The 13,633-nt window shown below is 53.6% G+C and carries 12 protein-coding genes; 6 read left to right on the top strand and 6 right to left on the bottom strand.

All coding sequences use genetic code 11. The features are described 5' to 3' along the window. Positions 1 to 13: 13 nt before the first annotated feature. From secD to queA, 4 genes are all read right to left on the bottom strand, one after another. Complete coding sequence (gene secD, locus FVB43_RS11995) at positions 14 to 1,861, bottom strand: protein translocase subunit SecD (RefSeq protein WP_133846291.1); 1,848 nt, start codon at positions 1,859 to 1,861, stop codon at positions 14 to 16. A gap of 26 nt (positions 1,862 to 1,887) precedes the next feature. After that, the gene (gene yajC, locus FVB43_RS11990; RefSeq protein ID WP_062747803.1) at positions 1,888 to 2,217 is read right to left on the bottom strand and encodes a preprotein translocase subunit YajC; all 330 of its coding nucleotides are present in this window, start codon (positions 2,215 to 2,217) and stop codon (positions 1,888 to 1,890) included. 17 nt (positions 2,218 to 2,234) lie between these two features. Then, a complete protein-coding gene (tgt, locus tag FVB43_RS11985; RefSeq protein WP_133846290.1) occupies positions 2,235 to 3,365 on the bottom strand; it encodes a tRNA guanosine(34) transglycosylase Tgt in 1,131 nt (376 codons plus the stop codon). 74 nt (positions 3,366 to 3,439) lie between these two features. Next, positions 3,440 to 4,510: a tRNA preQ1(34) S-adenosylmethionine ribosyltransferase-isomerase QueA gene (queA, locus tag FVB43_RS11980; protein ID WP_159337695.1), complete on the bottom strand. Its 1,071-nt coding sequence runs from the start codon at positions 4,508 to 4,510 to the stop codon at positions 3,440 to 3,442. 103 nt (positions 4,511 to 4,613) lie between these two features. Between queA and FVB43_RS11975 the strand changes: the two genes are divergently transcribed. From FVB43_RS11975 to FVB43_RS11955, 5 genes are all read left to right on the top strand, one after another. Then, positions 4,614 to 5,195: an ACP phosphodiesterase gene (locus FVB43_RS11975; protein WP_133846289.1), complete on the top strand. Its 582-nt coding sequence runs from the start codon at positions 4,614 to 4,616 to the stop codon at positions 5,193 to 5,195. A 196-nt stretch (positions 5,196 to 5,391) separates the two neighbouring features. Next, entirely contained in the window at positions 5,392 to 5,994 is a 603-nt protein-coding gene (locus FVB43_RS11970) for a peroxiredoxin C (RefSeq protein WP_133846288.1), read from the top strand. Positions 5,995 to 6,128: 134 nt separating this feature from the next. Continuing rightward, the gene (locus FVB43_RS11965) at positions 6,129 to 7,427 is read left to right on the top strand and encodes a histidine-type phosphatase (RefSeq protein WP_374760138.1); all 1,299 of its coding nucleotides are present in this window, start codon (positions 6,129 to 6,131) and stop codon (positions 7,425 to 7,427) included. Between the two features lie 63 nt (positions 7,428 to 7,490). Beyond that, positions 7,491 to 8,474 carry a LacI family DNA-binding transcriptional regulator gene (locus tag FVB43_RS11960; RefSeq protein ID WP_133846287.1) on the top strand — a complete coding sequence of 328 codons (984 nt, stop codon included), beginning with the start codon at positions 7,491 to 7,493 and terminating at the stop codon, positions 8,472 to 8,474. A gap of 128 nt (positions 8,475 to 8,602) precedes the next feature. After that, a complete protein-coding gene (locus tag FVB43_RS11955; RefSeq protein WP_133846286.1) occupies positions 8,603 to 9,883 on the top strand; it encodes a histidine-type phosphatase in 1,281 nt (426 codons plus the stop codon). Between the two features lie 136 nt (positions 9,884 to 10,019). Here FVB43_RS11955 and FVB43_RS11950 read toward each other — a convergent pair whose 3' ends face one another. Beyond that, entirely contained in the window at positions 10,020 to 10,613 is a 594-nt protein-coding gene (locus FVB43_RS11950) for a helix-turn-helix transcriptional regulator (protein WP_242462151.1), read from the bottom strand. A 180-nt stretch (positions 10,614 to 10,793) separates the two neighbouring features. On the opposite strand from FVB43_RS11950, the gene FVB43_RS11945 reads away from it, so the two are divergent. Then, positions 10,794 to 12,191: an MFS transporter gene (locus FVB43_RS11945; protein WP_133846284.1), complete on the top strand. Its 1,398-nt coding sequence runs from the start codon at positions 10,794 to 10,796 to the stop codon at positions 12,189 to 12,191. Between the two features lie 66 nt (positions 12,192 to 12,257). Here the strand turns inward: FVB43_RS11945 and proY are convergent, their stop codons facing one another. Next, positions 12,258 to 13,610, bottom strand: a complete 1,353-nt coding sequence (gene proY, locus FVB43_RS11940; protein ID WP_133846283.1) for a proline-specific permease ProY — start codon at positions 13,608 to 13,610, stop codon at positions 12,258 to 12,260. Between the last annotated feature and the right edge of the window lie 23 nt (positions 13,611 to 13,633).

Raw genomic sequence — 13,633 nt, 5'->3', positions numbered from 1 at the left:
CACAACGCACTCCTCAGATAGACAGCTTGTTGATGCGTTTGCCGCCGTACAACAGATTGGCAATGGCGCGAGTACCAATAATTGCGGTAAACATCGAGGTCGCAATACCGATTCCCGTGGTGATCGCAAAGCCTTTGATTGAGCCAGTACCGACTGCGTACAGGATCAACACTTTAATCAGCGTCGTGACGTTAGCATCAACGATACTGGAGAACGCGCCTTTATAGCCTTCATGGATCGCCTGCTGAACGGAACGTCCGTTGCGCAGCTCTTCCTTGATACGTTCGTTAATCAGTACGTTAGCATCCACCGCAACCGCCAGCGTCAGCACAATACCGGCAATTCCCGGCATGGTCAGCGTAGCACCCGGCAGCAGCGACATGATACCGACAATTAGCACCAGGTTAGCCAGCAGCGCACTGGTCGCAATCAGACCAAATTTCTTGTACCACACCACCATAAAGATGATGGAAGCGATAAGGCCCCACAGGCAGGCTTCCAGACCCTGAGTGATGTTCTGCTGACCCATTGTCGGGCCAATAGTACGCTCTTCAACAATCTGGATCGGTGCAATCAGCGCCCCGGCACGCAGCAGCAGAGACAGCTGGCGCGCTTCGTTCGGGTTATTGATGCCGGTGATACGGAAGCTGTTACCCAGACGAGACTGGATATTCGCCACGTTAATCACTTCTTCCTGCTTCTCAAGGATTGAGCGACCGTTGGCGTCTTTCTTCCCGCTGTCTTTGTACTCAACAAACAGGGTTGCCATCGCTTTACCGACGCTGTCCTTGGTGAAGTTGGACATGATGTTACCGCCAGCGCTGTCCAGGGAGATATTAACCTGAGGCTGATTGTATTCATCGGTGCTTGAGGTGGAGTCGGTGATGTGGTCGCCGGTGAGGATCACACGCTTGTACAGCACAACAGGCTGGCCATCACGGGTGTCTTTCACTTCAGAGTCGCCCGGAACGCGGCCGTTCGCAGCGGCAGTGGCATCCACAGAGGTATTCACCAGACGGAATTCCAGCGTTGCGGTTGCGCCGAGGATCTCTTTCGCGCGTGCAGTATCCTGAATACCCGGCAATTCCACGACGATACGGTCAGAACCCTGACGCTGTACCAGTGGTTCTGCAACACCCAGCTGATTCACACGGTTACGCAGAATATTAATGTTCTGCTGTACCGCGTATTCACGGGCTTCACGCAGTCGCTCATCAGACATGACAGCCGACAGGGCATTGCTGCCACTGCTGTTGATGACCATATCGCGGTGACGGCCTGCCAGATAGCTGACGGCTTGATCACGTGCTGCGGCATCACGGAAACGAATTTCCAGACCGTAATTATTGATTTTGCGAACGTTAACGTAAGGGATGCTTTTATCACGAAGGTCACTTCGCAGGTTATCGATGTTCTGTTCCTGGAGTTTACTCAGAGCAGTATCCATATCGACTTCCATCAGGAAGTGAACGCCACCGCGCAGATCGAGACCGAGTTTCATCGGTTCCGCATTGAGCATGGCTAACCAGGACGGTGTTGCGGGAGCGAGGTTAAGCGCCACGACGTAGTTATCGCCCAGCGTTTTAGTAATCGCTTCACGCGCGCGCATCTGCACGTCCGTGTTGGCGAAACGCGCCATAATAGCGCCATTTTCCAGCGCGAGTGATTTGCTCTGGATATTATCTTGTTTTAATGCGGTCTGGATCTGAACCAGCGTTTGCTCACTGGCGGCGCTTCCGCGCGCACCAGTGATCTGAACGGCCGGATCCTCACCATACAGGTTAGGAAGTGCATACAGCAGACCGACGAGTAACACGACGATCAGCATGATGTACTTCCACAAAGGATAACGGTTTAACACGGCAGTTCCCTTAGGGAAATCGAAAATTAAAGCGCTTTCATTGTACCTTTCGGCAGAACGGCAGCGACGAAGTCACGTTTGACCACAACTTCAGTGGTTTCGTTCAGTGCGATAGCAACATAGCCGGTTTCAGCAACTTTAGTCACACGGCCCACCAGGCCACCGGTGGTCAGCACTTCATCACCTTTAGAAATTGAGTCCATCAGTTTCTTGTGCTCTTTCGCACGTTTCTGCTGAGGGCGCAGGATCATAAAGTAGAAAATCAGACCAAACACAACCAACATAATCACCAGAGAGTAAGGACTTCCCTGAGATGGTGCTGCGGCTGCTACGGCATCAGAAGTGAAAAAGCTCATTAAATTTCCCTCATTGTTTAATTATCAGACGGTAAAGGCGGAACCGCCAATCCTGTCCGTTGGTAGAATTCGGTCACGAAGAGCGCTAATTTACCCTCTTCGATTGCCTGGCGTAAACCAGCCATCAGGCGCTGATAGTAACGCAGATTGTGGATGGTGTTCAGACGCGCACCCAAAATTTCGTTACAGCGATCAAGATGATACAGGTAAGCACGGCTGTAGTTGCGGCACGTGTAGCAGTCGCATTCAGCATCGAGCGGAGACGTGTCATCTTTATACTTCGCATTGCGGATTTTTACCACGCCGTCGGTCACGAAAAGATGTCCGTTACGTGCGTTGCGGGTGGGCATCACACAGTCAAACATATCAATACCACGGCGCACGCCTTCCACCAGATCCTGCGGCTTACCGACGCCCATCAGGTAGCGCGGTTTATCCTCAGGTAACTGCGGGCAAACATGCTCCAGAATACGATGCATATCTTCTTTCGGTTCACCGACCGCCAGGCCGCCCACAGCGTACCCATCAAAGCCAATATCTACCAGTCCTTTAACGGAGACATCACGTAAATCTTCGTAAACCCCGCCCTGGATAATACCGAACAATGCGTTCTTATTTCCCAGAGAATCAAAGCGATCGCGGCTACGTTGTGCCCAGCGTAGAGACATCTCCATTGAACGCTTCGCGTAATCCCAGTCAGCCGGATACGGTGTACATTCATCAAAGATCATCACGATATCAGAACCGAGATCGTACTGAATCTCCATTGATTTTTCGGGATCGAGGAAGATCGCATCACCGTTGATTGGGTTACGGAAATGGACGCCCTTCTCGGTGATCTTACGGATGTCACCCAGGCTGAACACCTGGAAACCGCCGGAGTCAGTCAGGATCGGGCCTTTCCACTGCATAAAGTCATGCAGATCGCCGTGCAATTTCATGATCTCCTGGCCCGGACGCAACCATAAATGGAAGGTATTGCCGAGGATGATCTGTGCACCGGTATCGATCACTTCTTCCGGGGTCATGCCTTTTACCGTGCCGTAGGTTCCCACTGGCATAAATGCCGGGGTTTCTACCACGCCGCGCTCAAAAACCAGACGGCCACGGCGTGCGCGACCATCAGTAGTGTCTAATTCAAACTTCACATTGCCTCCACCAGAGAAACAGTCTGATGTAATGGTTAAAAGAGGGTCAGGCATGCCTGCCCCCTGCGGGAAAATTACTGGCCCGGGATCTCGGCGTACGCCTCGGGATTACGGGTAATAAACATCGCATCACCATAACTGAAGAAACGATATTTTTCAGCCACGGCCTGCTGGTAAGCCTGCATCGTGTGTTGATATCCGGCAAACGCCGACACCAGCATAATCAGCGTCGATTCTGGCAGGTGGAAATTGGTCACCAGCACATCAATGACTTGATAGTGATATCCAGGGTAGATAAAGATTTTCGTATCGCCGAAGAACGGGGCAATCAGCGCATCCTGCGCCGCCTGCGCGGCGCTTTCCAGCGAACGCACCGAGGTGGTGCCGACCGCGATCACCCGGTTGCCGCGTGCTTTACAGGCGAGCACTGCATCCACCACATCCTGCGGCACTTCGGCGTATTCCGCGTGCATAATATGATCTTCGATGGTGTCAACGCGCACCGGCTGGAAGGTCCCCGCGCCAACATGCAGGGTGACAAACGCTGTCTCAATACCTTTCTCACGCAGCGCAGCCAGCAAAGGCTCATCAAAATGCAGGCCCGCTGTTGGGGCAGCTACCGCCCCTGGTTTCTGGCTGTACACCGTCTGATAAAGTTCGCGGTCGGCGTCTTCATCCGGGCGATCAATATACGGCGGCAGCGGCATATGGCCAATGGCGTTCAGAATATCGAGAACCGGCCGCTCATCATGAAACTCAATTTCAAACAACGCATCATGACGTGCCACCATGGTGGCCTGCACATTTTCATCATCACCCAGCAGCAATTCAGTGCCTGGCTTAGGGGCTTTCGAGGAACGTACATGTGCCAGCACGCGTTTATCATCGAGCATGCGCTCAATCAGCACCTCGATTTTTCCACCGCTGGCCTTACGGCCAAAAATACGTGCCGGGATCACCCGGGTATTATTAAACACCAGAAGATCGCCGGGATTGAGCTTATCCAGCAAATCGGTGAATACCCCATGCGTCAGTTCGCCATCCGGGCCATTCAGCGATAGCAGGCGGCACCCGCTGCGCTGGGCTTGCGGATAGTGGGCAATCAAAGATTCGGGCAACTCAAAAGTAAAATCGGCAACGCGCATGGTCATTCACAGTCTGGGAAATCAGGGCGCACATTCTAGCTGAAAACTGCTCATAGCTAAACAATCTGCTTAATATCGACAGAAACTACGCTAGAATCGCGCCATGAACTATCTTGCTCACCTCCATATGGCCACCCTTGCCAACAGCTCGCTGCTGGGCAATATGATGGCAGACTATGTGCGCGGCAACCCGCATCAGCAATGGCCTGAAGCTATCGCTGACGGTATTGCACTTCACCGCCGGATTGATGCACTGACCGATTCCTTGCCGGAAGTGCGCAGCGCCCGCCAGCTTTTTCGCAGCAATACTCGCCGGGTGGCACCGATTACGCTTGACGTCATCTGGGATCATTTTCTGTCATCTCACTGGGATAAGCTGGTGCCGGAAATTTCTTTGCCAGCTTTTTTGTCACAGGTGAAAAGTGTGATCGAACCGCAACTTGGGACAACCCCGGAGCGATTCCAGAATCTTAATCACTACTTATGGACCGGACGCTGGATGGAGCGTTATGCCGATGCTCCTTTTCTGCAAGAGGTGCTGCGCGGGATGGCAAGCCGCCGTCCTAAACTGGCAGCACTGGAAGACAGTTATCAAGATTTCGTTGATAACTATCAACAGCTTGAAGTGTTATTCTGGCAGCTTTACCCGCGTATGATGGCGCAAGCTGTTCAGCGGAAGTTGTGAAACATCTTGCCCAGTTTTACACCTTGCCCTTTTTTTAAAAAAGGTTATTGTATGAAACTGCTTGATAATTACTACGATTTTGATAGGTATAGCCTATCTTAATAATCGGTACAGCACGCTGGTCCCTGATGGGGCACGCCCCGTATACTGCCCGCGTATTGTCACCTTATTTCAACTTACTTTTACAGGAGTGAACATGGTCCTGGTAACTCGTCCAGCCCCTGATTTTACCGCCGCAGCCGTACTGGGCAACGGTGAGATCGTAGAAAACTTCAACTTTAAAAAACACACCGCTGGTAAAGCCACCGTTGTGTTCTTTTGGCCAATGGACTTCACCTTCGTATGCCCTTCTGAGCTGATCGCTTTCGACAAGCGCTATGCAGAATTCCAGAAACGCGGCGTGGAAGTGGTTGGTGTTTCCTTCGATTCAGAGTTCGTGCACAACGCATGGCGTAAAACTCCGGTTGATAAAGGCGGCATCGGCGAAGTTCAGTACGCAATGGTTGCTGATATCAAACGTGAAATTCAGAAAGCCTACGGCATCGAGCACCCGGATGCAGGCGTGGCTCTGCGTGGTTCTTTCCTGATCGACAAAGCCGGTGTGGTTCGCCACCAGGTGGTTAACGATCTGCCACTGGGCCGTAACGTTGACGAAATGCTGCGCATGGTTGACGCGCTGCAATTCCACGAAGAGCACGGCGAAGTGTGCCCGGCTCAGTGGGAAAAAGGAAAAGAAGGTATGGGCGCATCTCCAGAAGGTGTTGCTAAGTACCTGACTGAGAACGCCTCTAAGCTGTAATTGCTTGTGCGTTTTCCAGGAAAGCTCGCTTCGGCGGGCTTTTTTTTCACCTCAATTTCCCGCCCCCCATCTTTCGTCACACCTTTAGACGAAATTTTGTCATGATGCCCACTGAACTGTCCCCCATCACAAGGATGATCCCGATGAAAAAGAGTGCTCTGCGTTTTTCCCTCGCCACCCTGTTCAGTTCACTGAGCCTGATGGCCCAGGCCGCGCCTCACTATGTGCTGGAAAAAGTGGTGGAAATCAGCCGCCACGGCGTTCGCCCGCCAACGGCGGATAACCGTAAAGAGATGGAGACCGGCAGTGATCGCCCCTGGATAAGCTGGTTAACCGCCGACGGTCAGCTCACGGGTCACGGCTACAGCGCGGCATGGCTTAAAGGCCAATATGAGGGAAACCAGTATCGTCAGCTTGGCCTGCTTGGCGCAGGCTGCCCGACAGAGAAAGATATTTTTGTCTGGGCCAGTCCGTTACAGCGTACCCGTGCCACTGCTGAAGCCCTGACTGACGGGGCCTTCCCCGGCTGTGGCATCACTATTCATCACTCCCCGGAAAAAAACGATCCGCTGTTTCAAAACCAGGGTCCGGGATATGCCACCCTCGACCAGGAGCAACAGCGTCAGGGGGCACTGACCGCCCTGGGCGGCACGCCAGCCGATGCACAAAAACGGCTGCAACCAGAGATCTCCCTGCTGAAAAAGGCCGTCTGCCAGCCAGATAAGCCCTGCCCAATCTTTGATAAAATGTGGGAAATAAAATTCGCCTCCGATGGCCGTATTATGATCACCGGTCTGGATACCCTGGCGGCTATGGCAGAAACCCTTCGTCTGGAGTGGAGCGATAATAAACCGCTGAGTCAGGTGGCGTTTGGTCACGCCGACAGTGCCGCACAGATCGGCAAGCTCATGGCATTACTGACACCGAAATACGATGCCACCAACGATCAACCCTACGTCGCCCGGCGTGGCGGTTCCTTATTGATGGAGCAGATTGCCAAAGCATTGCAACAGGGCGTGACGCCGCAACAGGATGCACCGCCGGAGGCTCGCTGGCTGCTGTACGTCGCTCATGACGTCAATATCGCCTATCTGCGTACGTTGCTGGATTTCAGCTGGCAACAGGGTGACTATCCTCGTGGCACTGTCCAGCCAGCAGGAAGCCTGGTATTTGAACGCTGGAAAGAGACACAAAGCGGGAAACGTTTTATCCGCATTCTGTTCCAGGGGCAGAGTCTTGATCAGATTCGTCAACTGACACCCATCGACCGCCACCACCCGCTACTGATCACCGAGTTAAAATTTGCCGGCTGTGAGAAAACCGAAGCAGGTACTCTGTGCCCTTACGACAGCGTACTGCAACACCTTAACCAGAATATAGACCGGTCACTGATTCGCCCGGTAAGCTATCAGAATCAACCCGCATCACACTGAGAAACGCCATGACTTTCCGCAGTATTGCGGTAATACTCAGCGGCACATACAGAGGGAGTGCCGATGGCGTCTGAAAACAAAAGTTGGGTTACTGCGGCCGATGTTGCTCGCCTTGCCGGTGTATCACGTTCTGCCGTCTCGCGTACCTTCACCCCTGGCGCTTCCGTTTCTGAACCGACGCGCCAGAAGGTGATGGCCGCCGCCAGTGAGCTGGGCTACCAGGTGAATATCATTGCGCGCACCATGATCACCGGTAACAGTAATTTTGTCGGGATCATCACCGCCGGTTTCGATAATCCTTTTCGCAGTAAACTGCTGGCCCCGCTGGTACATCATCTGGCGTTACAGGGGTTTATTCCTCTGCTGATGAATGCCGACGATCCCCAACAGTTAGAACCCTCACTTCGCCAGCTGCTCAGCTACCATGTGACGGGAGTAATCATCACCTCCGGCGCGCCTCCACTGTCGCTGGCCGAAGAGTATCTGGCAAAAAAGATCCCCGTGATGTTAATCAATCGTCACGCCGACCTGCCCGGTGCCGATCGCATTTGCAGTGATAATGCGCAGGGTGCAAAGCTGGTAGCCGCCCTGTTCAGGGAACAGGGCCTGCAACGGCTGGCCTTTATCGGGGAAGAGGCGGAAAACTTCAGCACTGACCAACGCTGGCAGGCCTTTCGTGAACAGGCGCCGCAGGCCATTGCCCTTTTCTGCCCACGAGGCGGTTATCAGGCGGGTTGGGACGCCGCAGCTAAACTGCTTGCTGATTATCCCAATTTACAGGCGATCTTTTGTGCCACCGATATGCTGGCGATGGGCACCCTGGATTATTTGCACCAGCATCCTGCTTTCTCTGCGATTAAAGTCGCAGGATTTGATGACATCCCACAGGCCGCATTCGCTGCGTATCAACTGACGACGATCCAGCAAGATACCGACAAACTGGCGCAACTTGCCGTTCATTCTCTACTGGAAAGGCTGAAAAACTTCACCCAGCCTTCGCAGCAAAAATCTGTTCCTGTCACACTTATCCGCCGTCACTCCGCCTGATTTGGACAATTTGTTTTATGTTATAACGATCACGGAATCATTTTTTCATTCTGGTCATTATTCTGTCACAACGTTGTAACACGCCTTTTTTACACTTGTAATTGCACACGTGTGCATAGAGGATCATTATGTTAACGATACAGACGGTATTGCCACGCCTGGTGTTTGCCCTGGCCATGGTGCCGGTATTCAGTAGCCAGATAGTGCAGGCAGAAACATTTCACCTGGAAAAAGTCGTGGAGATCAGTCGCCATGGGGTCCGCCCGCCCACGCCGGATAACACCAAAGCAATGGAGGCAGGGACAGATCGCTCCTGGCCACAGTGGCTGACCGCCGATGGCGAACTGACCGGGCACGGTTATGCCGCTGCGGTATTGAAAGGCGGGTATGAGGCAAACGGCTGGCGTCAGGCCGGGTTGCTGACGTCGGGATGCCCTGACGGCAAGACACTGTATGTCTGGGCAAGCCCGCTACAGCGCACAAAAGCGACGGCGAAAGCATTAACTGATGGCGCATTCCCGGGGTGTGATGTGACGGTGCACAGCGTCAGCGGTGACAGCGATCCCTTGTTCCAGAGCGATAAGATGGGGCTGGCACCACTGGACGAAGCACAGGCCCGGGCGGGAATTGAAAAGGCAATGGGCGGGAGCGTTCAGCAGGCAGAGCAGCGTGCAGCCCCGGAGATCGCCCGTTTGAAAGCAACCGTCTGTCAGGCGGACCATCCCTGCCCTATCTTCGATCACCCATGGAGTATCAAGCGTAGCAAGGACGGGCGTTTTGAGGTCGAGGGACTCGCAACGCTGGCGAATATGGCAGAGACTTTCCGCCTGGCATGGAGCGAAAATCAACCTTCTGCCAACGTGGCTTTTGGCCACGTTCACTCCGCCGCTGACGTGGCAAAACTGATGCCGCTGCTAACCACAAAATACGATTATATCAACGATGTGCCTTATATCGCGCAGCGTGGCGGATCGATATTAATGGATCAAATCGCCAAAGCGCTGGCAACCCAACCGGTAAAAGGGGGGCCGCCCGACGTGCGATGGCTGCTGTATGTCGCGCACGACACCAACATTTCCTGGCTGCGTACCATGCTGAACTTTAGCTGGCAGCAGGCCAGTTATCCGCGAGGCAACATTCCTCCGGCGGGCAGTCTGGTGTTTGAACGCTGGCGCGAGACGCAGACCGGAAAACGTTATATCCGTCTCTATTTCCAGGCGCAGACACTCGATCAAATTCGTTATCTGACACCGCTCAACGCCACTCAGCCACCGCTGATCAGCGAGCTGGGATTCGACGGCTGTAAAATCACCAAGGTCGGTACGCTTTGCCCTTATGAATCAACGCTAAACCGTATCAGGAAAAATATCGATCACGAGGTGCTGGCACCGGTCAGCTACGAACAGTAAGAGATAGCGACAATCATCAGGGTGAACGTATATCGTTGCGTTCAGCGTTCCCGATTACACCAGCCTGACTCCTGACACCGGAATAAATACGTTAACTTTTTATTTATTCCGGTTGACTGGAAAAGCCAGGGAATTATTAGTCCTGATACGGTTTCACACGATAAGCACAGCGCCGTGACTGGCTGAGAATATGTTCCACGCGGACCACCTCGGCCTCCAGCACCTCAGTGAAAATGGCCTGTTCTGCACGACAAAAGCCCTGACAGGTCGCCGCGGCAGCGCAGATGGGACAGTGGTTTTCAATCAGCAGCAAGCTGCCATCATCCATTGTTTCGTATTCCGCCATATAGCCTTCAGCGGAGCGTATCTCTGCCAGTCGTGCAACCCGTGCGGTTAAACCTTTCAGATGACCAAGCTCCTGCCAGTAAAGCTCCCGGGATTTCTGCTCACGTTTCGCAATCAATATCTCAATGGCCTGTTCACCAAACGAATCGCGAACCACTTCCAGCAGTTGTACGGTCAGTTCAGGGTGTGTATCAGGAAATTGCTTTTCCCCTTCTGCGGTAAGCTGCCAAAACTGCGAAGGCCGCCCAACACCTTGTGACCGGGAAACAGCGGTCACCAGTCCCTCTGTTGCCAGTTTGGTGAACTGTTGGCGCGCGGCTTCTGCTGTCATTCCCAGCGCCTTTCCCGCCCCGGAAGCCTGCTGAGGCCCACGAGTTTTCAGCATGTACAACAGACGCTGTGATGACGATAAGTGCTCTTCAGACGTGGCAGGCAAGTGATTTATTGACAAGTTTTTCTTTCCCCCCCTTAATATTCAAAGCATTTACTTGTTTTATTATTTTACCTCAGGGCTGTGCGGCCGACAACCCCAGGGTGACTCACTGCAGGGTTTAAAGGAGCCATTATGTCATCACATGAAGGAAACTGGGGAGATCTTCTCTCCGGAAAGAATGCCGCACGCTCGATTGCGCTGTCGGGAGGAGTGGCACTGCATGCCATTAATATTTACATCGCGACCACCGTGCTACCTTCGGTCGTCAAAGAGATTGGCGGGCTACATCTTTACGCATGGAATACTACGCTGTTTGTGGTGGCCTCCATACTTGGCTCGGCGCTCACCAGTCGGACGTTGAGCCGGACCGGGTCTCGCGGCACCTATGCTATTGCTATTCTGTTGTTTATCGCGGGTTCTCTGCTGTGTGCCCTGGCACCGAGTATGCTGATGATGTTGCTGGGACGCACCGTTCAGGGGCTAGGTGGAGGGTACCTGTTTGCACTTGGCTACAGCATGATTTATTCAGTATTTGAACGTTCGCTCTGGACACGTGCCTTCGCGCTCATTTCGGGTATGTGGGGAGTGGCGACCCTGGTCGGTCCGGCTATTGGCGGAATTTTTGCCGATATCGATGCATGGAGGCTGGCTTTTGGTTTTCTGCTACCGGTGACATTCATCTACGCATGGGTCGTCTGGCGGGCTTTACCCGATGATAGCGAGGAGCGCAGGCCCGCCACTCGCCTGCCGTGGGTACAGCTGATGCTGCTTACCGCTGCGGTGCTGGCAATCAGCATTGGCAGCACCAGCTCAGCACTCACTGACAATCTGATCGGTGTCGGGCTGGCAGTCCTGATGATGGCACTATTAATCCGCCAGGAGTTGCGCAGTGATGCCTGCCTGCTGCCACGTAACGCACTGCGCCTGAGTTCCCCTCTGCTACCACTTTATCTGACTATCGGCCTGCTGGTTGTCGGCATGACCAGTGAAACCTTTGTGCCCTACTTTCTACAAAATCTGCACGGGCAGACTCCGCTGATGTCCGGCTATCTGGCGGCACTGATGGCGGCGGGCTGGACGCTGGCCGAAATCTGGAGCTCCGGCTGGCGCGCCAGGCGTGTTTCGCTGGCGATCATTACCGGACCCATACTGGTTCTGGCCGGAATGGCGATACTGTCATTCTCCCTGCCGGTACAAAGCGACTATGGGCGAACGCTGGTGGTCATCATTTCGCTGGGATTACTGCTGGTTGGCTTTGGTATCGGGCTGGGCTGGCCCCATCTGCTGGCACGGGTGCTGGATGTCACACCGGAAGAGGATCAGGATGCCGCAGCGACCTCAATCTCCACGGTACAACTGTTTGCCACTGCGCTGGGCGCCGCACTGGCCGGGATGTTGGCGAATCTGGGAGGGCTGAATATACCCGGTGGAATAGAAGGAGCCAGCAATGCAGCATGGGTGATGTTTAGCGTACTGGCTGTTGCTCCGCTGTTGGCGATCTTTAGCGCAAGACGATCAACACCAGCTTAAAAAGAGACAGAAGATAATGCTGGCCATCTTACTGGCCAGCATTAACAAACGTCGCTCACATGCTGTCTAACGATTCTTACGTTTCACCCATTGCCAGCTCACCAGCAGCAACAGGATCCACCCCATCCCGACGTAAAGTGAAATACGGGTATCCGGGAAATAACCAATCAGCCCAATCACAAACATCAGAAACAGAATCCCCACTACGGCAGTGGCCGTGCCACCCGGCAGCGAAAACTTCAGCGCTTTCTGTTGCTCAGGCGTCAACGTACGACGGAAGCCGATCTGCGAGAAGAGGATCATAATCCACACCCAGACGGTAGCAAACGTGGCCAATGAGGCGATCACCAGGAACACTTTCTCTGGCATCAGGTAGTTGAGGTATACCGCCACCAGCATCGCCATCATCATCGCCAGCACCGTGACCCACGGCACGCCTCTGCGTGATACGGAAGCAAACACTTTCGGCGCATGTCCCTGCTCTGCCATACCGTGGAGCATACGCCCCACGCCAAACACATCGCTGTTAATCGCCGACAGCGAGGCGGTAATCACCACAAAATTAAGAATTGTTGCGGCGGCGGCTATGCCCAAATTCTGGAAAGTCAGTACAAACGGACTACCGTTCGTCCCCACCTGGTTCCAGGGGTAAATGGACATAATCACAAACAGCGTACCGACATAGAACACCAGAATACGCAGCGGTACCGTATTAATCGCCAGAGGAATCGACACCTGCGGATCTTTCGCTTCACCGGCTGTGATGCCGATAATTTCAATACCACCGAAGGCAAACATCACTACTTGCAATGACAGCACCACGCCTATCCAGCCATTGGGGACAAAACCGCCGTGGGTCCACAGATTACTGATCCCCGTTGCCTGGCCACCGTTGCCAATGCCCCAGAAAATAATGCCAAAACCGGCCACGATCATCACGATAATGGTGGCCACTTTAAACAGTGACAGCCAGAATTCGACCTCACCAAACACCTTTACCGTCGCGAGGTTAAGCGCGCCGATAATCAGCACCACGCTCAATACCCAAATCCAGTGCTGAACGTCCGGGAACCACACGCCCATATAAATGCCGAAAGCGGTGACATCGGCAATGGCAACAATCAGGATTTCAAAACAGTAGGTCCAGCCGGTGATATACCCTGCGAGCGGGCCGAGGTAATCACGTGCGTAGCGGGAGAAAGAGCTGGCCTGTGGGTTGTTAACAGACATTTCACCCAGGGCGCGCATAATAATATAGGCCGCGAGCCCACCCACCATATAGGCAATCAAAACGCCAGGACCAGCCATTCTGATGGCGTCAGCCGAACCATAAAACAGTCCGGTGCCAATGGCAGAACCCAGAGCCATAAACCGGATATGGCGGGTACTCAGTCCCTTTTTGAGTGTTGTACTTGTCATATTTATACCTGTCGGCCCCTTAC

Origin of the sequence: Erwinia rhapontici (assembly GCF_012271765.1) — a bacterium.
GTDB lineage: Bacteria > Pseudomonadota > Gammaproteobacteria > Enterobacterales > Enterobacteriaceae > Erwinia > Erwinia rhapontici.
Note: the sequence above shows the minus strand (reverse complement) of the source record. Positions and strands in the feature narration are given on the sequence as shown.

Excerpts from the sequence above, each read along its gene's own strand:
- yajC (WP_062747803.1), bottom strand. The coding sequence starts at position 2,217 with ATGAGCTTTTTCACTTCTGATGCCGTAGCAGCCGCAGCACCATCTCAG.
- queA (WP_159337695.1), bottom strand. The coding sequence starts at position 4,510 with ATGCGCGTTGCCGATTTTACTTTTGAGTTGCCCGAATCTTTGATTGCC.
- FVB43_RS11975 (WP_133846289.1), top strand. The coding sequence starts at position 4,614 with ATGAACTATCTTGCTCACCTCCATATGGCCACCCTTGCCAACAGCTCG.
- FVB43_RS11970 (WP_133846288.1), top strand. The coding sequence starts at position 5,392 with ATGGTCCTGGTAACTCGTCCAGCCCCTGATTTTACCGCCGCAGCCGTA.
- FVB43_RS11965 (WP_374760138.1), top strand. The coding sequence starts at position 6,129 with ATGATCCCGATGAAAAAGAGTGCTCTGCGTTTTTCCCTCGCCACCCTG.
- FVB43_RS11960 (WP_133846287.1), top strand. The coding sequence starts at position 7,491 with ATGGCGTCTGAAAACAAAAGTTGGGTTACTGCGGCCGATGTTGCTCGC.
- FVB43_RS11955 (WP_133846286.1), top strand. The coding sequence starts at position 8,603 with ATGTTAACGATACAGACGGTATTGCCACGCCTGGTGTTTGCCCTGGCC.
- FVB43_RS11950 (WP_242462151.1), bottom strand. The coding sequence starts at position 10,613 with ATGCTGAAAACTCGTGGGCCTCAGCAGGCTTCCGGGGCGGGAAAGGCG.
- FVB43_RS11945 (WP_133846284.1), top strand. The coding sequence starts at position 10,794 with ATGTCATCACATGAAGGAAACTGGGGAGATCTTCTCTCCGGAAAGAAT.
- proY (WP_133846283.1), bottom strand. The coding sequence starts at position 13,610 with ATGACAAGTACAACACTCAAAAAGGGACTGAGTACCCGCCATATCCGG.